This window comes from Nocardioides maradonensis (genome assembly GCF_054777115.1).
Window position 1 is genome coordinate 14,986 of sequence record NZ_BAAHAZ010000005.1, and the last position, 25,888, is coordinate 40,873.

The 25,888-nt window shown below is 71.5% G+C and carries 24 protein-coding genes; 1 reads left to right on the forward strand and 23 read right to left on the reverse strand.

Annotation, left to right across the window (positions count from 1 at the left end; genetic code table 11):
- Positions 1-45: 45 nt before the first annotated feature.
- From ACYVAQ_RS06805 to ACYVAQ_RS06880, 16 genes are all read right to left on the reverse strand, one after another.
- Positions 46-1,035, reverse strand: coding sequence for a polyprenyl synthetase family protein (locus ACYVAQ_RS06805; RefSeq protein ID WP_460787745.1), 990 nt, complete (start codon positions 1,033-1,035; stop codon positions 46-48).
- Positions 1,032-2,633 (reverse strand): NADH-quinone oxidoreductase subunit NuoN, encoded by a 1,602-nt coding sequence (nuoN, locus tag ACYVAQ_RS06810; protein ID WP_460787746.1) that lies wholly within the window; start codon positions 2,631-2,633, stop codon positions 1,032-1,034. The genes ACYVAQ_RS06805 and nuoN overlap by 4 nt, the downstream gene beginning before the upstream one ends.
- Entirely contained in the window at positions 2,633-4,156 is a 1,524-nt protein-coding gene (locus tag ACYVAQ_RS06815) for an NADH-quinone oxidoreductase subunit M (protein WP_460787747.1), read from the reverse strand. Before ACYVAQ_RS06815 ends, nuoN begins: the two co-directional genes overlap by 1 nt.
- Positions 4,157-4,160: 4 nt before the next feature.
- Positions 4,161-6,080 (reverse strand): NADH-quinone oxidoreductase subunit L, encoded by a 1,920-nt coding sequence (gene nuoL, locus ACYVAQ_RS06820; protein WP_460787749.1) that lies wholly within the window; start codon positions 6,078-6,080, stop codon positions 4,161-4,163.
- A gap of 10 nt (positions 6,081-6,090) precedes the next feature.
- Positions 6,091-6,384 carry an NADH-quinone oxidoreductase subunit NuoK gene (gene nuoK, locus ACYVAQ_RS06825; protein ID WP_460787750.1) on the reverse strand — a complete coding sequence of 98 codons (294 nt, stop codon included), beginning with the start codon at positions 6,382-6,384 and terminating at the stop codon, positions 6,091-6,093.
- Positions 6,381-7,169: an NADH-quinone oxidoreductase subunit J gene (locus tag ACYVAQ_RS06830; protein ID WP_460787751.1), complete on the reverse strand. Its 789-nt coding sequence runs from the start codon at positions 7,167-7,169 to the stop codon at positions 6,381-6,383. The genes nuoK and ACYVAQ_RS06830 overlap by 4 nt, the downstream gene beginning before the upstream one ends.
- On the reverse strand, positions 7,169-7,852 hold the full coding sequence (gene nuoI, locus ACYVAQ_RS06835) for an NADH-quinone oxidoreductase subunit NuoI (RefSeq protein ID WP_460787752.1): 684 nt from the start codon (positions 7,850-7,852) through the stop codon (positions 7,169-7,171). The genes ACYVAQ_RS06830 and nuoI overlap by 1 nt, the downstream gene beginning before the upstream one ends.
- Positions 7,845-9,137 carry an NADH-quinone oxidoreductase subunit NuoH gene (nuoH, locus tag ACYVAQ_RS06840; protein WP_460787753.1) on the reverse strand — a complete coding sequence of 431 codons (1,293 nt, stop codon included), beginning with the start codon at positions 9,135-9,137 and terminating at the stop codon, positions 7,845-7,847. Before nuoH ends, nuoI begins: the two co-directional genes overlap by 8 nt.
- A complete protein-coding gene (locus ACYVAQ_RS06845) occupies positions 9,134-11,530 on the reverse strand; it encodes an NADH-quinone oxidoreductase subunit G (RefSeq protein ID WP_460787754.1) in 2,397 nt (798 codons plus the stop codon). The genes nuoH and ACYVAQ_RS06845 overlap by 4 nt, the downstream gene beginning before the upstream one ends.
- On the reverse strand, positions 11,527-12,846 hold the full coding sequence (gene nuoF / locus ACYVAQ_RS06850) for an NADH-quinone oxidoreductase subunit NuoF (RefSeq protein ID WP_460787755.1): 1,320 nt from the start codon (positions 12,844-12,846) through the stop codon (positions 11,527-11,529). Before nuoF ends, ACYVAQ_RS06845 begins: the two co-directional genes overlap by 4 nt.
- Complete coding sequence (gene nuoE, locus ACYVAQ_RS06855; RefSeq protein WP_460787756.1) at positions 12,846-13,508, reverse strand: NADH-quinone oxidoreductase subunit NuoE; 663 nt, start codon at positions 13,506-13,508, stop codon at positions 12,846-12,848. The genes nuoF and nuoE overlap by 1 nt, the downstream gene beginning before the upstream one ends.
- Complete coding sequence (locus ACYVAQ_RS06860) at positions 13,505-14,824, reverse strand: NADH-quinone oxidoreductase subunit D (RefSeq protein WP_460787757.1); 1,320 nt, start codon at positions 14,822-14,824, stop codon at positions 13,505-13,507. The genes nuoE and ACYVAQ_RS06860 overlap by 4 nt, the downstream gene beginning before the upstream one ends.
- Entirely contained in the window at positions 14,821-15,558 is a 738-nt protein-coding gene (locus ACYVAQ_RS06865; RefSeq protein ID WP_460787758.1) for an NADH-quinone oxidoreductase subunit C, read from the reverse strand. The genes ACYVAQ_RS06860 and ACYVAQ_RS06865 overlap by 4 nt, the downstream gene beginning before the upstream one ends.
- On the reverse strand, positions 15,555-16,109 hold the full coding sequence (locus ACYVAQ_RS06870; protein WP_460787759.1) for a NuoB/complex I 20 kDa subunit family protein: 555 nt from the start codon (positions 16,107-16,109) through the stop codon (positions 15,555-15,557). The genes ACYVAQ_RS06865 and ACYVAQ_RS06870 overlap by 4 nt, the downstream gene beginning before the upstream one ends.
- Positions 16,110-16,126: 17 nt before the next feature.
- Positions 16,127-16,483 (reverse strand): NADH-quinone oxidoreductase subunit A, encoded by a 357-nt coding sequence (locus ACYVAQ_RS06875; RefSeq protein ID WP_460787760.1) that lies wholly within the window; start codon positions 16,481-16,483, stop codon positions 16,127-16,129.
- 116 nt (positions 16,484-16,599) lie between these two features.
- Positions 16,600-17,532, reverse strand: coding sequence for an NAD-dependent epimerase/dehydratase family protein (locus ACYVAQ_RS06880; protein WP_460787761.1), 933 nt, complete (start codon positions 17,530-17,532; stop codon positions 16,600-16,602).
- A 126-nt stretch (positions 17,533-17,658) separates the two neighbouring features.
- Between ACYVAQ_RS06880 and ACYVAQ_RS06885 the strand changes: the two genes are divergently transcribed.
- On the forward strand, positions 17,659-18,363 hold the full coding sequence (locus ACYVAQ_RS06885; protein ID WP_460787763.1) for a TetR/AcrR family transcriptional regulator: 705 nt from the start codon (positions 17,659-17,661) through the stop codon (positions 18,361-18,363).
- A gap of 1 nt (position 18,364) precedes the next feature.
- On the opposite strand, the gene ACYVAQ_RS06890 is transcribed toward ACYVAQ_RS06885, so the two are convergent.
- The 7 genes from ACYVAQ_RS06890 to ACYVAQ_RS06920 are packed head-to-tail and all read right to left on the reverse strand — an operon-like array spanning position 18,365 to position 25,866.
- Positions 18,365-19,054 (reverse strand): demethylmenaquinone methyltransferase, encoded by a 690-nt coding sequence (locus ACYVAQ_RS06890; protein ID WP_460787765.1) that lies wholly within the window; start codon positions 19,052-19,054, stop codon positions 18,365-18,367.
- On the reverse strand, positions 19,051-19,689 hold the full coding sequence (locus tag ACYVAQ_RS06895; RefSeq protein WP_460787766.1) for a hypothetical protein: 639 nt from the start codon (positions 19,687-19,689) through the stop codon (positions 19,051-19,053). The genes ACYVAQ_RS06890 and ACYVAQ_RS06895 overlap by 4 nt, the downstream gene beginning before the upstream one ends.
- 43 nt (positions 19,690-19,732) lie before the next feature.
- Positions 19,733-20,407 (reverse strand): MBL fold metallo-hydrolase, encoded by a 675-nt coding sequence (locus ACYVAQ_RS06900; RefSeq protein ID WP_460787767.1) that lies wholly within the window; start codon positions 20,405-20,407, stop codon positions 19,733-19,735.
- Positions 20,408-20,440: 33 nt separating this feature from the next.
- Positions 20,441-22,315: a Na+/H+ antiporter gene (locus tag ACYVAQ_RS06905; RefSeq protein WP_460787769.1), complete on the reverse strand. Its 1,875-nt coding sequence runs from the start codon at positions 22,313-22,315 to the stop codon at positions 20,441-20,443.
- Between the two features lie 4 nt (positions 22,316-22,319).
- Positions 22,320-23,918: a 2-succinyl-5-enolpyruvyl-6-hydroxy-3-cyclohexene-1-carboxylic-acid synthase gene (gene menD, locus ACYVAQ_RS06910; protein WP_460787771.1), complete on the reverse strand. Its 1,599-nt coding sequence runs from the start codon at positions 23,916-23,918 to the stop codon at positions 22,320-22,322.
- Entirely contained in the window at positions 23,915-24,865 is a 951-nt protein-coding gene (locus ACYVAQ_RS06915) for an o-succinylbenzoate synthase (RefSeq protein WP_460787773.1), read from the reverse strand. The genes menD and ACYVAQ_RS06915 overlap by 4 nt, the downstream gene beginning before the upstream one ends.
- A complete protein-coding gene (locus tag ACYVAQ_RS06920; RefSeq protein ID WP_460787775.1) occupies positions 24,862-25,866 on the reverse strand; it encodes an AMP-binding enzyme in 1,005 nt (334 codons plus the stop codon). The genes ACYVAQ_RS06915 and ACYVAQ_RS06920 overlap by 4 nt, the downstream gene beginning before the upstream one ends.
- Between the last annotated feature and the right edge of the window lie 22 nt (positions 25,867-25,888).

Genomic DNA, 25,888 nt, shown 5'->3' on the forward strand with positions numbered 1-25,888 from the left:
CAGGGCTTCGGTCGACCACAAGCCAGAACTCGCGGAGAGACGGGGTCAGGCGGAGCGGACCGCCACCACGTCGGCGAAGTCCTCGAGCGCCTGGCGGACCGAGCCGGCGGGGAGGACGTCGAGGAGGCGCTTGGCCTCCTGGGCGCGGGCGACGACATAGGCACGGGCCTCGTCCATCGCCGGGTGCTTGCGCAGCAGGCCGAGGGCCTCGGCGTGCAGGACGTCGTCGGTCAGGTCGCCGGCGAGCAGCTCCAGCAGGCGGGCATCGGCAGGGTCGGTGGAGGCCTTGGCCATCAGGACCGGCAGCGTGGGGACGCCCTCACGCAGGTCGGTGCCGGGCGTCTTGCCGGACTCCTCGGTCTCCGAGGCGATGTCGAGGATGTCGTCGCTGAGCTGGAAGGCGGTGCCGACGAGCTCGCCGTAGGCGGTCAGCGCGGCGGTCACCTCGGGGGCCGCTCCCCCGAACAGCGCGCCGTAGTGAGCGGACGTGGCGATCAACGAACCGGTCTTGCCGGCCACGACCTCGAGGTAGTGCGCGAGCGGGTCGCCCTCGGGCTCGACGCCCTCGAGGATCTGCCCCTCGACCAGCCGGGTGAACGTCTCGGCCTGGATGCGCACGGCCTCCGGGCCGAGCTGCGAGGTGAGCTCGGAGGACTTCGCGAACAGCCAGTCGCCGGTCAGGATCGCGACCAGGTTGTCGTAGCGGGCGTTGGCGGAGTCCTCGCCGCGGCGTACGGCGGCCTCGTCCATGACGTCGTCGTGGTACAGCGAGCCGACGTGGGTGATCTCGACGACGCAGGCGGCCGTGAGCACCTCCTCGGCATCGGGGTTCGTGCCGGCCTCGGCGGCCAGGAGGACCAGCAGCGGACGGAATCGCTTGCCGCCGGCGGCCAGCAGGTGACGGGCCGCGGCGGTGACGTACGGCGACCGGCTGGAGGCGTGCTCGTAGAGCGCCTTCTCGACGACCTCGAGGCGCGCCTGCAGCCGCTCGGCCAGCGCGGTGTCGTCGATCGGGAGGGCCAGGGAGGAGCTCACCTGATGAAGTCTCCCGCACCGGTCAGGAGATCGAGAAACGGCCCCGGTACGACGCCCAGCACGAGTGTCGCCGCGAGGCACACCACGACGGTCGCCGAGGTGAGCACCGAGGGGATCGCGACCGTGCCGTCCTCGCCCGGGTCGGCCTCGCTGAAGAACATCAGACGGATGTAGCGGATGTAGAAGAACACGGCCACGATGCTCGACGCGATCGCCACGACCACGACCGGCCACGCGCCCGCCGACATGGCCGACGTGAACACGGCCCACTTGCCCAGGAAGCCGGAGGTGAGCGGGATCCCGGCCATGGAGAGCAGGAAGAACGCGAAGGCGCCGGCGACCAGCGGCGAGCGCTTGCCGAGGCCCGCCCACTTGGTGAACGAGGTCGCCTCGCCGTTGTCGTCGCGGACCACGGTCACCAGCGCGAAGGCGCCGATCATCGAGAAGCCGTACGCCGTCAGGTAGACCAGCACGCCGTCGAGGCTGTTGTACTGCCCCTGCGCCAGCTCGCTGATGCTCTGCGCGCCGAGGACACCGGTGAGCAGGAAGCCCGTGTGGGAGATCGAGGAGTAGGCGAGCATCCGCTTCACGTCGGTCTGCGCGATGGCGACGACCGCACCCACCAGCATGCTCGCGATCGCGATGACCCACAGCATCGGCTGCCAGCTCCAGCGCTCGCCGTCGAGGCCGACGTAGAGCAGGCGCATCATCGCGCCGAACGCCGCGACCTTGGTGCCGGCGGACATGAACGCGGTGACCGCGGTCGGGGCGCCCTGGTAGACGTCCGGCGTCCACGCCTGGAACGGCACGGCGCCGACCTTGAACAGCAGCCCGACCGACAGCAGGCCGATGCCGGCGAGGAGCAGCCCGTGGTTGTCGGCCCCGCCCCGGATCGCGGCGTTAATACCGGTGAGGGAGAGCGAGCCGGCGTACCCGTAGACGAGGGCGGCGCCGTACAGGAAGAAGGCGGAGGAGAAGGCGCCGAGCAGGAAGTACTTCATCGCGGCCTCCTGGCTCAGCAGGCGCCGGCGACGGGCGAGACCGCAGAGCAGGTAGAGCGGCAGCGAGAGGACCTCGAGGGCCACGAACATGGTCAACAGGTCGCCGGACGCCGGGAAGAGCAGCATCCCGCCGAGCGCGAACAGCAGCAGCGGGTAGACCTCGGTGTGCTCCAGCCCGAGGCGCGCGGCCTCGCGCTCCTCCGGGGTGCCGGGCATCGCCGCGGCCTGGCCCGCGAAGCCGGACAGCCCGCCCTCGAGCCGGGACTCGGCGAACAGGGCCGTGCCGCCGATCGCGAAGACGAGGAGCAGCCCCCACAGGTAGACCGTCGGGCCGTCGATGACGACCGAGCCGAGCGCACCGACGAAGCCGCGGGCCTTCGCGCCGGCGTCGTCGGTGTGCTGGTCGAGGTGCGTGCCGACCACGATGGTGGCGACGAGGGCCGCGACCAGGGTGACGAGCGTGAGCGCGACCTGGGGCAGCCGGCGCCGGCCCCGCGGCAGGAACGCCTCCAGCAGGATGCCGACGCAGGCGCCGCCGAAGACGAGGAGGATCGGCAGCAGCTCGGCGTACTCGAGGTGCGGGCGGGTGAAGGGCATCAGTTGCCTCCGTCCAGGGGAGCCGCGACGGTGGGAGCCGGATCGCTCACGCCGACATGGCTCATCAGGTCGCCGATCATCGGGTTGGCCACGTCCAGCAGCGCCGAGGGGAAGAAGCCGAACACGAGCAGCGCCGCGACGAGCGGTACGACGGCGCCGAGCTCGCGCACGTCGAGGTCGCGGGTCGCGGCGGCATCGGCGCCCATCACGCCGGTGGTCGGACCAGTGAACGTCCGCTGGTAGAGCCAGAGCACGTAGATCGCCGACAGCACCACGGCGGTGATGGCGATGGCGCCGACGAACGAGTGGTACTGGAAGCCGGACAGCAGCACCAGGAACTCCGACACGAACGGGCTCAGGCCCGGGAGGCCGAGCGTGGCGAGGCCGCCGACCAGGAACATGCCCGCGAGCACCGGCGTCAGGTTCTCCTGCCCGCCGAGCTGGCGGATCGAGTACGTGCCGCGGCGGCGGTAGAGGTAGCCCGCCGCCAGGAACAGCAGGGCGGTGCCGATGCCGTGGTTGATCATGTAGAGGATCGCGCCCGATCCGCCCTGGCTGGAGAACGCGAAGATGCCGAGGGTGATCAGCCCGAAGTGGCTGAGGGAGGTGAGACCGATCAGCCGCAGCATGTCGTCCTGCCCGATGGCGAGCAGGGCGCCGTACACGACGGAGATCAGGGCCAGCGTGACGACGACGGGGGTGGCCCAGCGCGATGCCTCGGGGAAGATGCCCAGGCAGAACCGGAGCATCCCGAAGGTGCCGATCTTGTCGAGCACGCACACCAGCAGCACCGAGGTGCCCGGGGTCGCCTTCTCGGTGGTGTCGGCGAGCCAGGTGTGCACCGGGAACAGCGGCGCCTTGATCGCGAAGGCCGTGAAGAAGCCGACGAACAGCCAGCGACCGGTGTCGGTCGGGATGTGGATCTGCTGCAGGTCCGAGAGCAGGTACGACGGGGTGCCGGCGTGCGCCGACGCGACGTACAGACCGATCACGGCCGCCAGCAGGATCAGGCCGCCCGCGAGCTGGAAGAGCAGGAACTTCAGGGCGGCGCGGCCACGGCCGGACCGGCCGAAGCTGCCGACCAGGAAGTACGCCGGGATCAGCGTGGCCTCGAAGACCACGTAGAACAGGAAGACGTCGGTGGCGCAGAAGACCGCGAGGGCGAAGCCTTCGAGGGCGAGCGCCCAGGCGGCGTACACCTTCGGGCCGCCGCCCTCCGGGTCGTCCATCGTCGGCCACTCGGCGATGAGCACGAGCGGGACCAGGACGACGGTGAGCAGCACCATCAGCAGGCCGAGGCCGTCGACGCCGAGGGCGTAGTGGACGCCGAACTGCTTCATCCACTCGTGGGTCTCGGTGAGCTGCATGCCGCCGTGGACCTTGTACTGCGCGGCCACGACGATCGCCAGGATCAGTGTGCCGAGGGCGACGCCGAGGCCGACCACGCGGCTGAGGCTGCGCGGCAGGAAGTAGACGGCGAGGGCGCCGACCAGCGGGATCGCGATGAGGGTCGAGAGGGTCATCGGATCACCTGTTCACCGCGACGAGGGTCAGGACGAGGACGGCCGCGCCGCCGAGGATGGAGAGCGCGTAGGAGCGGACGTAGCCGGTCTGCAGGTAGCGCAGACCCACGCCCGTGCCGGTCACGGTCGCCCCGATCACCCGGAAGAACCCGTCGATCAGGCCGTGGTCGGCGTCGACCGACGCCCGCGCGAGGACGGCACCGGGCCGGCCGACCAGGGTGTCGTTGATGGCGTCGCCGTACAGGTCCGCACGGGCGGCGCGGGTCACGAACGAGACGTCCTGGGGCGCCTCGCGCGGCACGTCCCGCTTGCCGACGAGGAACCAGGCCGCCGCCACACCGACCGCCACCACGAGGACGGCGATCAGGCTGATCACCGGCCCCGGCATCGGCGGCTCGTGCTCGGGCGCAACCCCGACGACCGGGCTCAGCCAGTCGACGATCCAATTGCCGGCCAGCATCAGGCCGCCGAGCACCGACAGCGCGGCGAGCACGACGAGCGGACCCGTCATCACCCACGGCGACTCGTGCGGGTGGACGCCCTTCTCCCAGCGCTGCTTGGTGAAGAAGGTGAGCAGCATCAGCCGGGTCATGTAGAAGCCGGTGATGCCGGCGCCGAGGAGGGCGCAGATGCCCACCAGCGGGCGCTCGGTGAGTGCGACCTCGATGATCTTGTCCTTGGACCAGAACCCGGAGAAGCCCGGGAAGCCGATGATCGCCAGGTAGCCCATCGCGAAGGTGGCGAAGGTGACCGGCAGCGCCTTGCGCAGCGCGCCGTAGTGGCGCATGTCGACGTCGTCGTCCATGCCGTGCATGACCGAGCCGGCGCCGAGGAACATGTTGGCCTTGAAGAAGCCGTGCGTGAGCAGGTGGAAGATCGCGAACGCGTAGCCGGCGACGCCCAGGCCCGCTCCGAGCATCATGTAGCCGATCTGGCTCATCGTGGAGCCGGCGAGCGCCTTCTTGATGTCGTCCTTGGCGCAGCCGAGGATCGCGCCCCACAGGAGCGTGACCGTGGCGACGACCACCACGACGGTGCGGGCCGCCGGCGCGTGCTCGAAGACGAAGTTCGACCGCACCACCAGGTAGACGCCGGCGGTCACCATGGTCGCCGCGTGGATCAGCGCGGAGACGGGGGTCGGGCCCTCCATGGCGTCGAGCAGCCAGGCCTGCAGCGGCACCTGCGCGGACTTGCCGCAGGCCCCGATGAGCAGCAGCACGCCGAGCCAGTTCATGGTCGTCTGCGAGCCGCCCTCGGCGACGTGGCTGATCACCGTGAAGCTGGTGGACCCGAAGGTGACGAAGGCCAGGAAGATCGCCAGGCCCATCCCCATGTCGCCGACGCGGTTGAGCACGAAGGCCTTCTTCGCCGCGGCGGCCGCCGAGGGCTTGTGCTGCCAGAACCCGATCAGCAGGTACGACGCCAGGCCGACGCCCTCCCAGCCCAGGAACAGGCCCACGTAGTTCTCGGCGAGCACCAGCATGAGCATCGCGGCCACGAACAGGTTGAGGTAGCCGAAGAACCGGCGCCGACGCGGGTCGTGCGCCATGTAGCCGATCGAGTAGATGTGGATCAGCGAGCCCACGCCGGTGATCAGCAGCAGGAACAGCGCCGAGAGCTGGTCGTAGAGCAGGTCGAAGCCGACGTTCAGGTGCCCGGTCTGGAACCAGGTCCACAGGTGCTGGGCGACCTGCCGGTCGCCGCTGTCGCGACCCGCCAGGTCGAAGAACAGGATCAGGCTGACCAGGAAGGAGCCCAGCGGCAGCGCGGCGCCGAGGTAGTGGCCCCAGCGGTCGGTACGCCGGCCGCCGATCAGCAGCACCGCGGCTCCGAACGCGGGCAGCGCGATCACCAGCCAGAGCAGGGAGAACGCGCCGGTCGCGTGGGCCGGGTCGACGACCGGGATCGATTCGAGTGCAGTCATGGGCCGTCCCTCAGAGCTTCAGCAGGCTGGCGTCGTCGACCGAGGCCGAGCGGCGGGAACGGAAGATGGTCATGATGATCGCCAGGCCGACCACGACCTCGGCCGCGGCCACCACCATCACGAAGAACGCGACGATCTGGCCGTCGAGGTTGCCGAGCTGGTGAGCGAAGGCCACGAACGCGAGGTTGCAGGCGTTGAGCATGAGCTCCACGCACATGAACACCACGATGGCGTTGCGGCGGGTGAGCACCCCGACCGCGCCGATGCTGAACAGGATCGTCGAGAGGACGACGTACGGCGTCACTTCTCCTCCTCACCGGTGGTCGACTCGAGCTCCGCTGGTTGAGTAGCCGCCGAGGAACGAGGCGGCGTATCGAAACCCGGGACGTCCGGGGCGCGCACGGTGCCGCGGGCGGCGAGCACCCGGGAGACCGACGCCGGCGCCGGGGTGCCGTCGGGCAGCAGGGCCGGGGTGTCGACCGCGTTGTGGCGGGCGTAGACGCCGGGGGGCGGCAGCGGACCGAGGTGGGTGCCGTTCTCGGCGTACGCGCGGATGCGCTGGGCGGCGAGGGTCGGCTGGTCGTGCTTGGGCGTGAGCCGCTCGCGGTGGGCGAGCACCATCGCGCCGACGGCCGCGGTGATGAGCAGCGCGCTGGTGACCTCGAACGCGAAGACGTAGCGGGAGAACAGGGCGTTCGCGAGGGCCTGGACGTTGCCACCCTGGTTCGCGGTGTCGAGGCCGACCGCGGTGCCGAAGGTCAGCTGCAGCAGCCCGACCACGATGGTGACGCCGAAGACGATGCCGGCGGCCCAGGCGAGCGGGCGCTGGCCGGTGATCCGCTCGCCGGGCTCGTCGGCGGTGTCGACGCCGACCAGCATGAGCACGAACAGGAACAGCATCAGGATCGCGCCGGTGTAGACGATGATCTGGACCGCGAAGAGGAACGGTGCCTGCAGCGCGGCGTACAGGATCGCCAGGCTGATCATCACCACGGCGAGCAGCAGGGCGGCGTGGACCGCCTTGCGCACGAAGAGGATGCCGAGCGCGGCGATCACCATGATCGGCGCGAGGATCCAGAAGGCCACCATCAGACGCCACCCATCCGCTCCGCGCCAGCGGAGCCCGTCGAACCGCGAGCGGAGCGAGCCTGGTCCGACGGAACAGACGAATCGGGGAGCGAAGCGACCTCCTCGCCCTTCCCGGCGCGGAACGCGCCCTTGTAGTAGTCCTCGGCGTCGTCGGCGAGCAGCATCGCGTGCGGCGGCTGCTCCATGCCCGGCAGGAGCGGGGCGAGGAGGTCGGACTTCTCGTAGATCAGGCTGGCCCGGCTGTCGTCGGCCAGCTCGTACTCGTTGGTCATCGTCAGCGCGCGGGTCGGGCAGGCCTCGATGCAGAGCCCGCACAGGATGCAGCGCAGGTAGTTGATCTGGTAGACGCGGCCGTAGCGCTCCCCCGGCGAGAACCGCTGGCTGTTCCCGTCCTCGTCCGGCAGGTCGGAGTTCGACGCGCCCTCCACGTAGATCGCGTCGGCCGGGCAGGCCCAGGCGCACAGCTCGCAACCCACGCACTTCTCCAGGCCGTCGGGCCAGCGGTTGAGCTGGTGGCGGCCGTGGAAGCGCGGCGCGGTCGGGAACTTCTCCTTGGGGTACTGCTCGGTGACGACCTTGCGGAACATCGTCCGGAAGGTGACCCCGAACCCGGCGACCGGGTCCCAGAGCTGCTCCTTGAGCGTCGCGCCCCGGTCCTCCTCGTTGCTGGTCGGGTCAGCCATGCTGCACCTCCGTCACGGTTGCGTCGTTGCCGAACACGATCGGGGCCGCCGCTCCGCGCACGGCACCGCCGGCGGGCATCGGCGGGACGGGGAATCCGCCGGCGCGCGGGGCCGGGGCCGTCGCCTCGGCCTCCGCCGACGTCCGCTCGGGCAGGAAGAACAGGCCCAGGAAGAGGACGAGCAGCACGCCGACCACGATGAGCACGGTGGTGCGGTTGAAGCCGGCGTCGGAGTTACGGGCCGCGCGCATCGTGGCGACGGCCAGGATCCAGACCAGCGACACCGGGATCAGCCGCTTCCAGCCGAACGCCATGAACTGGTCGTAGCGCAGCCGCGGCAGCGAGCCGCGCAGCCAGATGAAGATGAACACGAAGAACAGCACCTTGCCGAAGAACCAGACCACCGGCAGGTAGCCCTCGTTGGCTCCGGCCCACACGTGGCCGAGCCAGAACGGCGCGTGCCACCCGCCGAGGAAGAGCGTCGTGGCGAGCGCGGAGACGGTGGCCATGTTGATGTACTCGGCGAGGAAGAACAGCGCGAACTTCAGGCTGGAGTACTCGGTGTGGAAGCCGCCGACCAGCTCGCCCTCGGCCTCGGGGAGGTCGAACGGCGCGCGGTTGGTCTCGCCGACCATGGCGATCGTGTAGATCACGAAGCTCGGCAGCAGGATCAGCCCGAACCAGACGTTGCCCTGGGCGGCCACGATGTCGCTGGTGGACATCGAGCCGGCGTACATGAAGACGGCGACGAGGGCGAGGCCCATGGCGACCTCGTAGGAGATCATCTGCGCGCTGGAGCGCAGGCCCCCGAGCAGCGAGTACGTCGAGCCGCTGGACCAGCCGGCGAGCACGATGCCGTAGATGCCGATCGACGCGATCGCCATCACGAACAGGACCGCGACCGGCAGGTCGGTGAGCTGCAGCGGGGTCTGGTGGCCGAAGAAGCTGACCGTCGGACCGAACGGGATCACCGCGAAGGTGACGAACGCCGGGACCGCCGAGATGACCGGCGCGAGCGTGAAGACGACCTTGTCGGCCAGCGTCGGCGTCAGGTCCTCCTTCAGCGCCAGCTTCACACCGTCGGCCAGGGACTGCAGCAGGCCGAACGGGCCGTGCACGTTGGGGCCGATGCGGTGCTGCATCCGCGCCACGACGCGACGCTCCCACCAGATGTTGAACAGGGTGAGCAGCACCAGGACCACGAAGATCGCGACGGCCTTGATCGCGACGATCCACCACGGGTCGTGGCCGAACGCCGAGAGGTTCGTGGCGGTGAGCGGGATCATCCTTGGCCTCCGCTGATCGTGACGGTCGAGCCCGGCGACGCCAGGTCGGACAGGACGCCGGCCCCGAACGAGCTCGCCGGCAGCCACACCGTGCCGGGAGCCATCTGCTCCTCGACGGTGGCGCGCAGGGTGATCGAGCCGCGATCACCGGTCACCGTGACGAGCGGGCCGTGCTCGGCGTACAGGTCGGGCGGGAGGACGGCGACGGCCGGTCGCGCGGTCGCCTGGAGGTACTTGTCGCCGTCCTGCAGGCGGCCGTTGTCGATCGACTGCTTCCAGGTGGAGAGCCGGATCGGGCCGACGCCGGCGGAGTGGGCGACGGCGAGGTCGCCGACCATCGGCACCCGCGCGCCGTCCCACGGCCCGAGCGCGGCCATCTCGGCCCGCGCCTCCGCGACCGTGGTGAAGCCGAGCGGAGCCCCCATCTCCGCAGCGATGCCCGCGAGGGAGCGGAGGTCGGGCAGCGCGCCGGCGACCTGGAGGGCGGCGGGGAACGGCCGCACGCGGCCCTCCCAGTTGACGAACATGCCCTCCTTCTCGGCGACGGCCGCCACCGGGAACACCACGTCGGCGAGGGCCGTGACCTCGGTGTGGCGCAGGTCGAGCGCGACCACGAAGCCGGCGGACTCGACGGCCAGCCGGGTCGCCACCGGGTCGGCGGTGTCGGCCGGGTCGACGCCGGCGATCACCAGACCGCCGAGCTCACCGGCGGTGAGCGCCGCGACGATCGCGTCGCCGTCGCGTCCCTCCGCCTCCGGGAGGTGATCGACGCCCCAGGCGGTGGCGACGTCGACCCGAGCGGCGGCGTCGACCACCGGACGACCACCGGGCAGAAGGCCCGGCAGGCACCCCGCCTCGAGCGCGCCCCGGTCGCCCGCGCGCCGCGGCACCCAGGCCACGCGGACGCGGGTCTGCTCGATGACGTCGGACAAGGCGGTCAGAGCGCCGGGGACGGTGGCGAGGCGCTCGCCGACGAGCAGCACCGTGGAGGCGTCCAGCTCCCCCGCGATCTCGGCCAGCGCTCCGGCCTCCTCGCCCGGCGTCGTCGCGACCAGCCGGCCCGCGAGCTTCGCGAGACCGCGCGTGACGTGCGACGCGATCGCGACCACCTCGGTGCCGCCGGCCCGCACGCTCTTGCGCAACCGCAGGAAGATCGACCCGGCCTCGTCCTCCGGCTCGAGGCCGACGAGGACGACCTTCGAGGCCCGCTCGAGGTCGGCGTACGAGACGTGGTCGGGTCCGCGCAGGACGACGTACGAGGCCAGGAACGCCGCCTCCTCCGCGGAGTGGGGTCGTGCGCGGAAGTCGATGTCGTTGGTGCCGAGCGCCGTACGGGCGAACTTGCTGTAGGCGTAGGCATCCTCGGCGGTGAGCCGGCCACCGGTGAGGACGCCGACCCCGCCGACCTGCTTGGCCGCAGCCAGGCCGCGGGCCGCGACGGCGAAGGCCTCGGGCCAGGACGCGGCCCGCAGCCGGCCGTCCTCACGGACCATCGGGTAGGTGATCCGGTCCTCGCCCTGCGCGTAGGCGAAGGCGAACCGGTCCTTGTCGGTGATCCACTCCTCGTTGACGGCCGGGTCGTTACCGGACTGCCGGCGCATCACCTTGCCGCGCCGGTGGTCGACACGGATCGCCGCGCCGCAGGCGTCGTGCTCGCCGACGCCGGGCGTGGAGACGAGGTCGAACGGGCGGGAGCGGAAGCGGTACTGCTCCGAGGTGAGCGCGCCCACCGGGCAGATCTGGATGACGTTGCCGGAGAAGTAGGAGAGGAAGGGCGCGTCGTCGGCGATGCCGATCTGCTGCTCGGCGCCGCGTTCGAGGAGTGCGATGAACGGGTCGCCGGGAATCTCCTCGGCGAACCGGGTGCAGCGCTGGCACACGATGCACCGCTCGCGGTCGAGCAGGATGTTCGGCGAGAGGTTGATCGGCTTGGGGAAGGTGCGCTTCAGCCCGCGGTTGCGGTCGTCGGAGAACCGCGACTCGCCCCGGCCGTTGGTCATCGCCTGGTTCTGCAGCGGGCACTCGCCGCCCTTGTCGCAGACCGGGCAGTCCAGCGGGTGGTTGACCAGCAGCAGCTCCATCACGCCCTGCTGCGCCTTGTCGGCGACCGGGCTCGTGGCCTGGGTGTTGACGACCATGCCCTCGGCCACGGGCAGCGTGCAGGACGCCTGCGGCTTCGGGAACCCGCGCCCGTTGCCCGCGTCCGGTACGTCGACCAGGCACTGCCGGCACGCACCGACCGGGGCGAGGAGCGGGTGGTCGCAGAACCGCGGGATCGCGATGCCGACCTGCTCGGCCGCGCGGATCACCAGGGTGTCCTTGGGGACGCTGACCTGGACTCCGTCGATGGTGACGGTCACCAGGTCCGACCTCTCGACCTCGCCGGTGCTCACGCGGACACCTCCTGCGTGGACGCTGCTGCCCAGGCGGTCGACCGCCTCGGGTCGAACGGACACCCACCGTGGCTCAGGTGGGCGAGGTACTCGTCGCGGAAGTACTTGACCGAGCTGGAGATCGGGCTGGTCGCACCGTCGCCGAGCGCGCAGAACGCGCGGCCGAGGATGTTGTCGCACTGGTCGAGCAGCTGGTCGAGGTCGGCCTCGCTGCCGTCGCCGTTCTCGAGGCGGGTCAGCGCCTGGACCAGCCACCAGGTGCCCTCGCGGCACGGGGTGCACTTGCCGCACGACTCGTGCTTGTAGAACTCCGTCCAGCGCAGCACCGCCCGCACCACGCACACGGTCTCGTCGAAGATCTGCAGCGCGCGGGTGCCGAGCATCGAGCCGGCGGCACCGACGCCCTCGAAGTCGAGGGGGACGTCGAGGTGCTCCGGCGTGAGCAGCGGCGTGCTGGACCCGCCGGGGGTCCAGAACTTCAGCTCGTGCCCGTCCCGTACGCCGCCGGCGAGGTCGAGCAGCTCGCGCAGCGTGATGCCGAGCGGCGCCTCGTACTGACCGGGCCTCGTCACGTGACCGGAGAGCGAGAAGATGCCGTGGCCCTGCGACTTCTCGGTGCCCATCGACGCGAACCACGCGGCACCGTGGTCGATGATGGCGGGCACCGAGGCGATGGACTCGACGTTGTTGATGACGGTCGGGCTGGCGTAGAGCCCGGCGACCGCGGGGAAGGGCGGGCGCAGCCGCGGTTGGCCGCGACGGCCCTCGAGACCCTCGAGCAGCGCGGTCTCCTCACCGCAGATGTAGGCGCCCGCGCCGGCGTGCACGACCACGTCGAGGTCGTAGCCGGAGCCGTGGATGTCCTTGCCGAGGTGGCCGGCGGCGTACGCCTCCGCGACGGCGGCCTGGACCCGGCGTACGCACTGGACGACCTCGCCGCGGATGTAGATGAACGCCTTGTTGGCGCGGATCGCGTAGGAGCTGATGATCACGCCCTCGACGAGCACGTGCGGGTTGCCCATCATCAGCGGGATGTCCTTGCAGGTGCCCGGCTCGGACTCGTCGGCGTTGACCACGAGGTACTTGGGCTTCGGGTTGTCCTGCGGGATGAACGACCACTTCATGCCGGTCGGGAAGCCCGCGCCGCCACGGCCGCGCAGGCCGCTCTCCTTGACCTCGTCGATGACGTCGTCGGGGCTCATCGCGAACGCCTTGTCGAGGGCGGCGTAGCCACCCTTCCCGGCGTACGTCGACAGCTTCCACGACTGCTCGGCGTCCCAGATGTCCGTCAGGACCGGGGTGAGCGTGTCAGCCATCAGTCATCTCCCTTCGGAGCGGTCCAGCCGTTCTCGCGGGCGATCTCCAACCCGGCCAGGCTGGCGGGGCCGGCCGACGGGCCTTCGTCGACCCGGCCGTCGGGGAAGCCGGCGAGCACGCGCTCGACCTCGCGCCAGGTGCACAGCTTCGGGCCCCGGGTCGACCGGACCGGGTGGCCGGCGCGCAGGGCCTCGACCGTGCGGACCAGGCCCTCGGGGGTCTGGTTGTCCATGAACTCCCAGTTGACCATCGCGACGGGCGCGTAGTCGCAGGCCGCGTTGCACTCGACGTGCTCGATGCTGACCGTGTACTGGTCGCCCTGGCGCTTCTCGGCGACCTCGTCGTTGCCGACGCCGAGGTGGTCCTTGAGCCGGGCGAAGATCTCGTCACCGCCCATGACCGCGCAGAGCGTGTTCGTGCAGACGCCGACGTGGAAGTCGCCGACCTCGTGCCGCTTGTACATCGTGTAGAAGGTCGCGACGCCGTTGACGTCGGCGGGGCTGATGTCCAGCAGCTCCGCGCACTTCTCGATCGCCTCGGGGGTGATTCGTCCCTGGGCCGCCTGGGCCAGGTGCAGCATCGGCAGCAGGCCCGAGCGCTTCTCCGGGTAGCGCGCCGCGATCTCCTCGAGCTCCGCGACGGTCTTGCTGTCGAGACTCATCGGTCGACACCTCCCATGACCGGGTCGATGGACGCGATGGCCACGATGACGTCGGCGATCTGACCGCCCTCGCTCATCACACCCATGGCCTGCAGGTTGTTGAAGCTGGGGTCGCGGAAGTGCACCCGGTAGGGGCGCGTCCCACCGTCGGACACGACGTGCGCGCCGAGCTCGCCGCGCGGCGACTCGACCGGAACGTAGGCCTGCCCCGCCGGCACCTTGAAGCCCTCGGTCACCAGCTTGAAGTGGTGGATCAGGGCCTCCATGGACTCACCCATGATGTGCCGGATGTGGTCCAGGCTGTTGCCCATGCCGTCGCTGCCGATGGCCAGCTGCGAGGGCCAGCCGATCTTCTTGTCGGCGATCATCACCGGGTCGCCCTCCATCTTCGCGAGCCGGTCGGCGGCCTGCTCGACGATCTTCAGCGACTCGTGCATCTCGTTGAGGCGCACCCGGAACCGGCCGTAGGAGTCGGCCGTGTCCCACGTCTGCACGTCGAAGTCGTAGGTCTCGTAGCCGCAGTACGGCTGCACCTTGCGGAGGTCCCAGCCGTAGCCGGCGCTGCGCAGGACCGGGCCGGTGAGGCCGAGCGCCATGCAGCCCTCGAGGTCCAAGTGGCCGACGTTCTCCAGGCGGGCCTTGAAGATCGGGTTGGCGTTGCACAGCGCGGCGTACTCCGGCAGGCGCTTCTTCATCAGCGCGATGAAGTCGCGGATCTGGTCCAGCGCACCCGGCGGCATGTCCTGGGCGACGCCGCCCGGACGGAAGAACGCGTGGTTCATCCGCAGACCGGTGATCAGCTCGAACAGGTCGAGCACCAGCTCGCGCTCACGGAAGCCGATCGTCATCACGGTGAGTGCGCCGATCTCCATGCCACCGGTGGCGATGCAGACGAGGTGGCTCGAGATGCGGTTGAGCTCCATGAGCAGGACCCGCATGACCTGGGCCTTCTCGGGGATCTGGTCCTCGATGTCGAGCAGCCGCTCGACGCCGAGCACGTAGGTCATCTCGTTGAAGAACGGGCTCAGGTAGTCCATCCGCGTGCAGAACGTGACGCCCTGCACCCAGGAGCGGAACTCCATGTTCTTCTCGATGCCGGTGTGCAGGTAGCCGATGCCGCAACGGGCCTCGGTGACCGTCTCGCCCTCGATCTCGAGGATGAGGCGCAGCACGCCGTGGGTGGACGGGTGCTGGGGGCCCATGTTGACGACGATGCGCTCCTGCGCGTCGTCGCTGTCCTGGTCGGCGAGGCCGGCCGCGATGTCGGCCCAGTCCTGGCCGGTGACCGTGAACTCCTGCGTGGATTCCTGCGTCATGAGTAAGACCTCCGCTGGTCCGGCGGCGGGATCGTCGCGCCCTTGTACTCCACCGGGATGCCGCCCAGCGGGTAGTCCTTGCGCTGCGGGTGGCCCGGCCAGTCGTCGGGCATCAGGATCCGCGTCAGCGCGGGATGGCCGTCGAAGACCAGCCCGAACATGTCGAAGGTCTCCCGCTCGTGCCAGTCGGCCGCCGGGTAGATCGCGGTGACGGACGGCAGGTGCGGGTCCCCGTCCGGTACGCCGACCTCGACCCGTGCACGGCGGTTGTAGGTCATCGAGCCCAGGTGGTAGACCGCGTGCAGCTCCTTGCCCCTCTCCCCCGGGTAGTCGACGCCGCTGACGCCGGAGAGGAACTCGAAGCGCAGGGCCGGGTCGTCGCGCAGCAGCCGCATCGCGGCGAGCAGGTTGTCGCGGTGGATGTGGAAGGTGATCTCACCGCGGTGGATCACGACCTTCTCGATGAGCGGATCGAGCGCGTCGGCGACGGTGTCGAACCACCCGCCGTACGGGCGCTGCGCGGCCTGCGGCAGCACCACGGCGGACACCAGACCGCCGTACCCGCTGGTGTCGCCGGTGTCGTGCACGCCGAACATGCCGTGCCGCTCGCCGATCGCCTGGCTCTCGACGACGGTCGCCGGGCCCTCCTGGGCCGGGAGCTGGGTGGGCTCGTCGTCGGCCGTGCTCGGCTCGATCCCGTCGGTGGTTGAGCTTGTCGAAACCTCGTCGGTCACCGCAGCAGGCCCCTCTGGTCGCCGGTCGGGAGCGCCACGAGACCCTCGGCCTCGAGCTCCTCGATCTGCTTCGTCCGGTTCACGCCGAGCGGCGAGTGCTGGACCTTGTCGTGCAGCTTGAGGATCGCGTCGATCAGCATCTCCGGGCGGGGCGGGCAGCCGGGCAGGTACATGTCGACCGGCACGATGTGGTCGACGCCCTGCACGATCGCGTAGTTGTTGAACATGCCGCCGCTGCTGGCGCACACGCCCATCGCGAGGACCCACTTGGGCTCGGCCATCTGGTCGTAGATCTGGCGCAGGACCGGGGCCATCTTCTGGCTGACCCGGCCGGCGACGATCATCAGGTCCGCCTGCCGCGGCGACGCACGGAAGACCTCCATGCCGAAGCGGGCCAGGTCGTACTTGGGGCCGCCGCTGGTCATCATCTCGATGGCGCAGCAGGCCAGCCCGAAGGTCGCGGGCCAGAAGCTGGCCTTGCGCATGTAGCCGGCCAGTCCCTCGACCGTGGTCAGCAGGACGCCGCTGGGGAGCTTCTCCTCGATACCCATGGGGTGGCTACCTCTCCTCAGTCCCAGTCCAGGCCGCCCCTGCGCCACACGTAGGCGTAGGCGACGAACACGGTCGCGATGAACAGCACCATCTCGAGTAGCCCGAACCAGTGCATGGCGTCGAAGTTCACGGCCCACGGGTAGAGGAAGACGATCTCGATGTCGAAGACGATGAAGAGCATCGCGGTGATGTAGTACTTGATCGGGAACCGGCCCGCCAGCGCCTGCGGCGTGGGCTCGATGCCGCACTCGTAGGCGTCGGCCTTGGCGCGGTTGTACCGCCGCGGGCCCACGAAGGCGCTCATGATGACCGAGCCCACCGCGAACGCGGCGGCGATGCCGGCCAGCACCAGGATCGGCACGTACAGCTGCATGGGGCCCTCCCTCTGTGATCTTGTGAATCAGATCACTAGTGGTGTGGAACACATAGTGCCACTCCGTCTCCGGCATCCGACAGGGGGGCGGTACGACGCGCCGGGGACCCCTCCGCTCAGCGCGCGTCCTGCGCGCGCCACCAGTCGACGGTCGCCTTCAGCGCGACGTCGATCGGCGTCGGCGCCAGGCCGAGCAGCTCCTGGCTCCGGGTCGACTCGAGGACGAACGGCCGCTCGAGCTGGTAGGTCATCTCGGCGAGCTCGCGAGTGCCGCCGTGGACCAGGCCGACGGCACGGAGCAGCGCCCCAGGCAGGACACCCGTCTTCGGTACGTCGACGCCGGCCGCACGCGCGACGGCGGTGATCAGCTGCCGCTGGGTCAGCGGCTCCGACGTGGGGGCGTGGAGGAATGCGCCGTGCAGCGAGGGCGTGGCGGCGGCACGGATCATCGCGGCAGCGAGGTCGGGGACATAGGTCCAGGAGTGCGGCTGGTCGAGGCTCCCGACGACGCGGATCGTCCGTCCGGCCAGGACCGCCGGCACGAGCCGCTCGCCGGCGTGCGCGGTGCGGACCATCGGACCGAAGAAGTCGGAGGCCGCGACACTGACGTTGGCCGTCTCCGACGCAGCCCGCGCGGCGAGCAGCTCGACGCGCACCGCCGGCTTGCCGAAGTCGGCGTTCCGCGGCGACTCCTCGGTGATCGGTCCGGACACCCGCCCGTAGGCGTACAGGCTCTCGGGGAACACCACGACGGCACCGGCCCGGCCGGCCGCCTCGAGGACCGCACGCTCGGCGACGGGGAGCTCCGCGCGCCAGGTCGCCGCGGCGTACGCCGAGCCGTGGATGCAGTGGTGCACGGCCACCGCTCCCTCGAACGCCGCGTCCAGCAGCTCCGGCCGGGAGACGTCGACCGCGCGCCGCTCGACGAGCGCGTGCACGGGGCCGCTGCCCGAGCGAGTGAGGAGGCGGACCTGCTCGCCCGCCTCCGCGAGCCGCAGGGCGATGGTGCTGCCGACGGGGCCGGCGCCGGTGACGACGTGGAGGGACATGAGGGACTCCTTCGGGGATCGGAATTCCGAGAGCAGTGCTCTCGCTTTGACGACCATGGCACGTCGCTCGACCAAACGCAAGAGCACCGCTCTCTTTTGCGGCTGGCGATCTGTAGAGTGCTTCCCATGGCCACCCCCCGCGAGCGCGCCCGCACGCAGACGATGCGGGAGATCGTCGAGATCGGCCGGCGCCACCTCGCCGAGCACGGCGCCGCCGCCCTGTCCCTGCGGGCCATCGCCCGCGAGCTCGGGGTCGTGTCCTCGGCCGTCTACCGCTACGTGAAGAGCCGGGACGAGCTGATCACCCTCCTCGTCGTCGAGGGGTACGACGAGCTCGGCGATGCGGTCGACGCGGCCGTTGCCGCCGTGCCGGCCGGCCGTCACCGGGAGCGCTTCCTCGCGGCCGGTCGTGCCGTCCGCGCCTGGGCGTTGGCCGAGCCGGCGACGTACGCCCTGCTCTACGGCGGTCCGGTCCCGGGCTACGCCGCCCCGGAGGAGCGCACCACCGGGCCCGGGACGCGGGTCGCCGGCACCCTGCTGCAGATCCTCTCCGAGGCCCATGCGGCCGGCCGCCTGCACCCGGCGCCGGTCTCACGGGTGAGCCGGCCGCTGGCAGCGAGCCTCGCCGGCATCCGCAGCCAGCTCGACCACGACCTGCCGCAGACCGCCCTGGTGCGCGCCGTCATCGCATGGACGGACCTGTTCGGCGCGGTCAGCTTCGAGGTGTTCGGGCAGTACGGTCCGGACCGGCTCGGTGACCCCGACGCGCTCTTCGAGCTGCACCTGGCATCGCTGGCCGAGGACCTCGGCCTGCCGAGGGGTCGCGGCTGAGTCAGGCCGTGGCGCGATGCAGGGCGACGATGCCGCCGGAGAGGTTCTTCCACTCCGGGCGGGTCCAGCCCGCCGTGGCGATCAGGTCGGCGAGGCCCTGCTGGTCGGGCCAGGCGCGGATCGACTCGGCGAGGTAGACGTAGGCGTCCGGGGACGAGGAGACAGCCTGGGCGACGGCGGGGAGCGCCTTCATCAGGTACTCCATGTAGACCGTGCGCCACGGGCCGAAGGTCGGGTGGCTGAACTCGCAGACCACGAGCCGGCCGCCGGGCCTGGTGACGCGGCGCATCTCGGCGAGACCCGCGACCGGGTCGACGATGTTGCGCAGCCCGAACGAGATCGTGACCGCGTCGAAGGTGGCGTCCTTGAACGGCAGCCGGGTGCCGTCACCGGCGGTGAAGGGCAGCGCCGGGAACTGCTGCTTGCCGACCCTGAGCATCCCGACCGAGAAGTCGCACGGGATCACGGTCGCGCCGGCATCGACGAACGGCTGGCTCGACGTACCGGTGCCGGCGGCGAGGTCGAGCACGCGGTCGCCGTACGACGGGTCGACGGCCGCGAGCACCTCGCGCCGCCAGCGCCGGTCCTGGCCGAAGGAGAGGACGTCGTTGGTGATGTCGTAGCGGCGCGCGACCGCGTCGAACATCCGCCGCACGTCGGCGGGCTGCTTGTCGAGCTCGGCGCGGGTCATCCGGCGATGGCCGCGGTGAGGTACGCCGCCGCCTCGTCCATCGAGGTCGAGGTGGCGTAGACGTCGTAGGTGTAGCCGTCGTGCTGCGTGCGGCACTCGGACGTGCCATAGAGCTCCGGCGACGCGGCGGAGCCCGAGCCGGCCGGCTGCGCGTCCTGGTAGGTGCCCGCGCACTGGTAGCCGTTGATCTCCCGCATCGCGTAGTGCGCCGCACCGTTGTCGATCGCGGCCGGGCCCTGCGGGAACACCAGTCCGGCGTCGGCCTGCACGACGGTGACGCCGATCGAGATGAAGCCGCTGCCCTGGCTGAGCCGGTCCTGGTGGCCGAGGTCGATGTAGGTGCGGTAGGTGGCGTCGCCGTACAGGCTGGTCAGCTGCTGCGAGGTCTGCTTGTCCCTGGTCGCGGTGGTGGTGCGCAGCTTGTCGAAGTCGGCACCGGCGGCCGCCTGCGCACCCAGCACGCCACTGACCTCCTCGGAGGTCAGCGTCGACATCCCGAAGACCTGGGCGCCGAGCGTGTCCGGGAGCTTCGGGAGCTCCTGGGTCTTCGGCAGGCCCACGGCGAAGCCGACGAGGCCGCCGAGCACCAGGACGCCGACGATGATTCCGACGATGGTCGCGCGCGTGATCCGCATGGGGGCCATCATGCCGCGCGGCGCCCAGCCGCTCCCGGCCGGGTCAGGAGGTGGGAAGGTCCTGCCCGTCCGCGAGCCGGACGTAGTCCTGGCCGTTCGCGCCGAGCAGCCGGCCGAAGTGGCCGTCGGCCACGCCGAGACCCATCTCGGAGTAGACGCGGTCGTGGATCGCGACGTTGCGGCGCGCACCGACGGCACGGGCGAAGTCGATGCCCTCGCTCACCTTCATCCAGGGAGCCGACACCGGCGCGAGGAGGACGTCGACGCGCGGCTGGTCATGGTGGAGGTGGTGTCGCTCCTCGGGCACGGTGAGCGCGTCGCCCGGGTGGTAGACGACGGTGTCGCCGAGGGTCAGCAGGTAGCCGCTGTTGTGGACCCGCGGCAGGTCCTCGTGGATCACGGCGTGCAGCTCACCGACCGCGGTGACGCCGATCGGCCCGATCGTCCAGGACTGGTCCGGAGTGATCACGGTGACGCGCTCGGCCAGCTCGGGCGCCTGGCCGCGGAGGTCGTCGGCCACGGCCTGGACGGTGTAGATCGGAGCGCTCGACCCGACCAGGGCGTCCGGGTGGTAGTGGTCCGGGTGGTCGTGGGTGATGAGGACCGCGTCGGCACCGGCCACGTCCGCCGGGGTGCAGAACATGCCCGGGTCGACGACGATCGTCGTACCGTCGTGCTCGAGGCGGACGCAGGCGTGGGCGTGCTTGGTCAGGCGCATGTCTCCTGACGCTAGCGCGCTACCCGGCGAGCCCTACCCGGTGATGTGGTGGACGTAGCACCAACGCCAGTCCTCACCCGGCTCGACCGAGCGCATGACGGCGTGGCTCTCGGCGCGGAAGTGGGCGGTGGCGTGGCGCAGCGGGCTGGAGTCGCAGCAGCCCACGTTGCGGCAGGTCAGGCACATCCGCAGGGCGACCCACTGCGAGCCTGCCTCGATGCACTCCCGGCAGACCAGGTCGACCTCGGGGGGCGGGTCGAGCAGCGGCGTGCTGGCCAGGTGGTCGCAGCCGTCCCGGTTGGCACGGGTGCCGGCGGTGCGGATCTCCGCGCGCTCGGCCTCGGCGGCGTCGAGCATCGACTCCTCGATGTCGAGCATCGCGAGCACCTCGCTGACGACCTCGGAGGGGACCGTGCCGGTCGAGCGGATCTCCAGGACGCGGGCGCGCTCGGCGTCGATCATCTCGGTGCGCCACCGGGCGTAGCGATCGCTCGGGCTCTCGATGCCCTCGGTGGTGCCCAGCCGCTCCCAGGCGGCGAAGTTGCGCTGCTCGATGCGCTGCGTGATCACGTCGCGCACGCTGTGGGTGTCCTCGGCGTCCTGCTCGGCGAGCTCGTCGAGCCGGCAGAAGCCGGCCTTCGCGGCCTGCTGGAGCAGGGTCGCACGCGCGAGTGCGTCGTCCATCGGGTCGGGGCCGGCGACCTCGAGCCGCTTGGCCACCATCGGCAGCGTGAGGCCCTGGCCGAGCAGCGTGCCGGCCACGACGGTGAAGGCCGTGAGCAGCAGGACCTCGCGGTGCGCGGTGTCGACCGGCACGATGAACGCGGCCGCGAGCGTCACCACGCCGCGCATCCCGGCCCATCCGATGAGGAACGAGTCCCGCCAGTCGGAGACGTGCCCGGTCACAGGGTCGGGCCCCGGCCGGATGAGCAGCACCCGGGCGACCAGCACCCAGGCCATCCGGACCACGACGACCGTCACCAGGACGGCCGCGCACACCGCGAGGATCGAGCCGACCGGGGTCGAGCTGGCACGCACCTGGTCCACCAGCCACTTCGCCTGCAGGCCGATGAGCAGGAACACGGTGTGCTCCAGCACGAACGCGATCGTGCGCCAATTGACACGCTCGGCGACCCGCGACTGGGCGGTCTGCAGGATCGGCGCCTTGTGGCCGAGCAGCAGGCCGGCCACCACGACGGCGACGACGCCCGAGGCGTGGATCTCCTCGGCGGCGAGGTACGCCGCGAACGGCACCACGAAGGACAGCGCCGTGTCGACGAGCGGGTCGCTGATCCTGCGGCGTACGAACGCGACGAGGAGGAAGGTCACGAAGCCGAGCAGCGCGCCGCCGCCGGCCGCGACCAGGAAGTCCCAGCCGATCTTCCAGGCGCTGACGGTGGCACCCAGCGCGGCGATGGCGGTGCGGAGCGCGACCAGCGCGGACGCGTCGTTGAACAGCGACTCGCCCTCGAGGATCGTCACGACACGGCGCGGCAGGCCGATGCGGCGCCCGATCGTCGTCGCCGCGACCGCGTCCGGCGGCGCCACGACGGCGCCGATCGCGAACGCCAGCGGCCAGTGGATCTCCGGCAGCACCAGGCGCACCACCGCGGCGACCACGACCGTGGAGGCCGCCACGAGACCCACCGACAGCAGCAGGATCGAGCGGCGGTTGGCGTTGAAGTCGACGAGCGAGGTGTTGAGGGCGGCGCTGTAGAGCAGGGGCGGCAGCAGGCCGAGCAGGACGACGTCGGGCTCGAGGTGGATCGTCGGCACGCCGGGCACGTACGACGCCGCCACCCCCACCACGATGAGGACGAGCGGCGCGGGGGCGTCGTACTTCTCGGAGAGGGCGGTGACCACCAGGACCGACGCGGCGAGGGCGACGAGCAGCAGCGCGATCTCCATGGGGTCAGTCTCCCCGGTGGGCCAGCGCGCGGATGGCTTCGTCCAGCGCGCGGCGGTCGTGGCGGCCGACGACCGCCTCGACGACCTCGATCCCGCCGTTGGGCGCGGCCAGCGCCTGCTCGAGCTCGGGCTTCGAGGTGACCCTGAGGTGCGGGATGCGGTGGGCGGCGCACAGGCTGGCGAGGTCGGTGCGGTGGGGCGTCCCGAAGACCCGCTCGAAAGCGGGAGCCAGCTCCGGCGCTCCCTGCTCGAGGGTCGCGAAGATCGAGCCGCCGTCGTCGTTGGGGACCACGATCGTGAGGTCCGGGCGCGGCTCGTCGGGGCCGATCAGCAGGCCGTTGGCGTCGTGCAGGAAGGTCAGGTCACCCATCAGGGCGAAGGCGCGGGTCGTGCGCGGCCGACCGAGCGTGGCGCCGATCGCGGTGCTGACGGTGCCGTCGATGCCGGCGAGGCCGCGGTTGGCGATGAGCATGCGGTGCTCGCCGACCGGCGGCGGGCGGTGCATCAGGTCCAGGTCGCGGATCGGGTTGGAGGCGCCGACGACGAGCAGCCCGCCGGGCGGCAGGGCGCGGGAGACGGCCCCGGCCACGTCGTACGCCGTGAGGCCGGGCTGCTCGGCCAGCAGCCGGTCGATGCCGCGGCCGATCGCCCGGTCGCGGTCGTGCCACTCCTCGAGCCAGGCCGGGTCGTCGGGCGTCTCCTCGGCCCACTCGACGCTGCCTGCCTGCCGGCAGGCAGCCGGACGGAGCGGCCACGCGCCGGGCGCCGGCACGACCACGGTCTCGACGTCCGCGCGCTCGATGAGCCGGGTGACCGGGCGGGACAGGTTCGGCCGACCGAAGACCACCACCCGCTCGACCCGGTCCGCGAGCTCGGTGGTGAGCAGCAGCCGGCCGCAGCGCAGGGCGCCGTCGCCGGTGCGGGAGCCGCTGGTCGGCTCGGCGATCAGCGGCCAGCCCGCCGAGCGGGCCAGCCACCGCGCCTGGGCCCCGGAGTCGTCGCCGGCCACGACGACGGTGCGGGGGCCCCGGGTGAGGGTCTCGCGTCGTACCTGACCAACGCGTTGGATTTCCGCCGCAGACCCAACGCGTTGGTCAGGTACGACGGGGAGACCGGCCGGAGTCAGCGGCGCGTCGAGCTGGAGGTTCAGGTGGAGCGGGCCGTCGGCGGCGAGGTCGGGGAGGTCGGGGAGGGAGGTGACGTCGTGGGTGGCCACGAGCTCACCGAAGATGCCGACCTGGTCGGTGGTCTGGTTGGCGCCCGTGCCGCGCAGCCGGGCCGGGCGGTCGGCGGTCAGCAGCACGAGGGGTACGCCGGAGTGCGCGGCCTCGAGGGCGGCCGGGTGGAGGTTCGCGACGGCCGTGCCCGAGGTGCAGACCACCGCCGCGCGGGCGCCGACCTTGGAGAGCCCCAACCCGAGGAAGCCCGCGGTGCGCTCGTCGATGCGGACGTGCAGGCGCAACCGGCCCTCCCGCTCCGCGGACCACGCCGCGTAGGCGATCGGGGCGTTGCGCGAGCCGGGCGACAGCACGACCTCGGTGACCCCTGCCGCGACGAGGCGGTCGACGACAGCGCTCGCCAGGTCCACGGAGGGGGTGCTCACGAACGCCGATCCTCCCGCAGCGCGCGGACCTCCGCGAGCCGGGTCCCCCAGTAGGCCACGCGATCGACGGGAGCGGCGAGGCGATCCAGCGCGGCAGTCTCCACCACGGGCACCCCCACCGGCAGCTCACCGTCGACCGGCAGCAGCGGCGCGACGGCCACGTCGTCGGTCAGCATCTGCACGGTTGCCAGCCCGCACGCGTGCGGCAGCTCCGGGAGCGCCGCAGCCAACGCGACACCAGCCGCGATCCCGACCGACGTCTCCAGGGCGGAGGACACCACCACCGGCAGCCCGATCCGCTCGGCGATCTCCAGGCAGGCGCGCACGCCCCCGAGCGGCTGCACCTTGAGCACCGCGATGTCGGCGGCCTCCAGGTCGCGGACGCGATACGGGTCGGAGGCCCGACGGATCGACTCGTCGGCGGCGATCGGCACCGCGACCCGGCGGCGGACGAGGGCGAGGTCCTCGACCGAGGCGACCGGCTGCTCGGCGTACTCCAACCCGCCGGCAGCGCGGTCCAGCACCCCCAGCGCTGCGACCGCCTCCTCCACCGACCACAAGCCGTTGGCGTCCACGCGCACCAGCCCGCCGGGACCGAGCGCCTCGCGCACGGCGGCGACCCGCGCCTCGTCGTCGGCCAGCGTCTGACCGGGCTCGGCCACCTTCACCTTCGCGGTCCGGCAGCCGCCGGCCAGCACGATCTCCCGCGCCCGCTCGGGCCCGACCGCGGGCACGGTGACGTTGACCGCCACCGACGTCCGCACCGGCGACGGCCACGACCCCGAAGCCGCCTCCTCCGCACACCGCAGCCACGGCTCGGCCACGTCGGCGGGGTACTCCAGGAACGGGCTCCACTCGCCCCAGCCCGCCGGCCCCTCGACGAGCGCGACCTCGCGCACGGTGATGCCCCGGAAGCGTGTGCGCATCGGGATCGACAGCACCCTCATGCCATCCCCCGGAGCGTCACCCGGTCCGGCTTGCCGTTGGGCAGCAGCGGCAGCTCGGGCAGCAGCACCAGCTGGCGCGGCGCCCAGGGCCGCGGCAGCTCGGAGGCCACCCAGTCCCGCACGTCCTCCAGCGAGGGCGACCGGTCGGTCGCCACGAACGCCACGACGCGGTTCCCCCACTCCTCGTCCGGTACGCCGAGCACCTCGGCCGCCTGCACCCCCGGATGTGCGCGCAGGCGCGCGGCCACCGCCGGTCCGGGGACGTTCACCCCGCCGGAGACGATCACGTCGTCGATGCGACCGATCACCCGCAGCCGGCCGTCCTCGTCGAAGCGGCCCGCGTCCGAGGTGAGGTACCAGCCGTCGACCAGCGTCTCGGCAGTCAGCTCGGGCGCACCGTCGTACCCGTCGAACAGGGTGGGGCCGGCGATCCGGATCCGGCCGCCGTCGCCCAGCGCCACCGCGACCCCGTCGAGCGGTACGCCGTCGTAGACGCAGCCGCCCGCGGTCTCGGCGGCGCCGTACGTCGCCACCACCCGCACGCCAGCAGACTCCGCGGCGGCACGCAGCGCCGGGTCGATGGGTCCGCCCCCGAGCAGCACCGTGTGGGCGCGCGCCAGCGCTGCGGCGTCCTCCGGCGACTGGAGCAATCGACCGAGCTGGGTGGGCACCAGCGAGGTGAACCAGCCCTCCCCCGCCGGCCACCCGGACCTCTCCAGCAGGGTCGGCGGGTGCCCGGCGACCAGCGAGCGCACCAGCACCTGCACGCCGGCCACGTACGTCGACGGCAGGGCGAGCACCCACGGCCCCGAACCGCCGACCCGGGCTGCCGAGGCCGCCACCGAGGCGAGCACGGCCGAGCGCGACAGGACCACCCTCTTCGGCGTACCGCTGGAGCCGGAGGTCTCCACCAGCAGCCGCTGGGCGCCGTCTCCGGCCAACCACGCGCGCAGCGCGGCGACAACTGTGTCGAAATCGTTGTCGGGGCGCAGGAAATCCACACGACAGACGCTAGCGGCACCG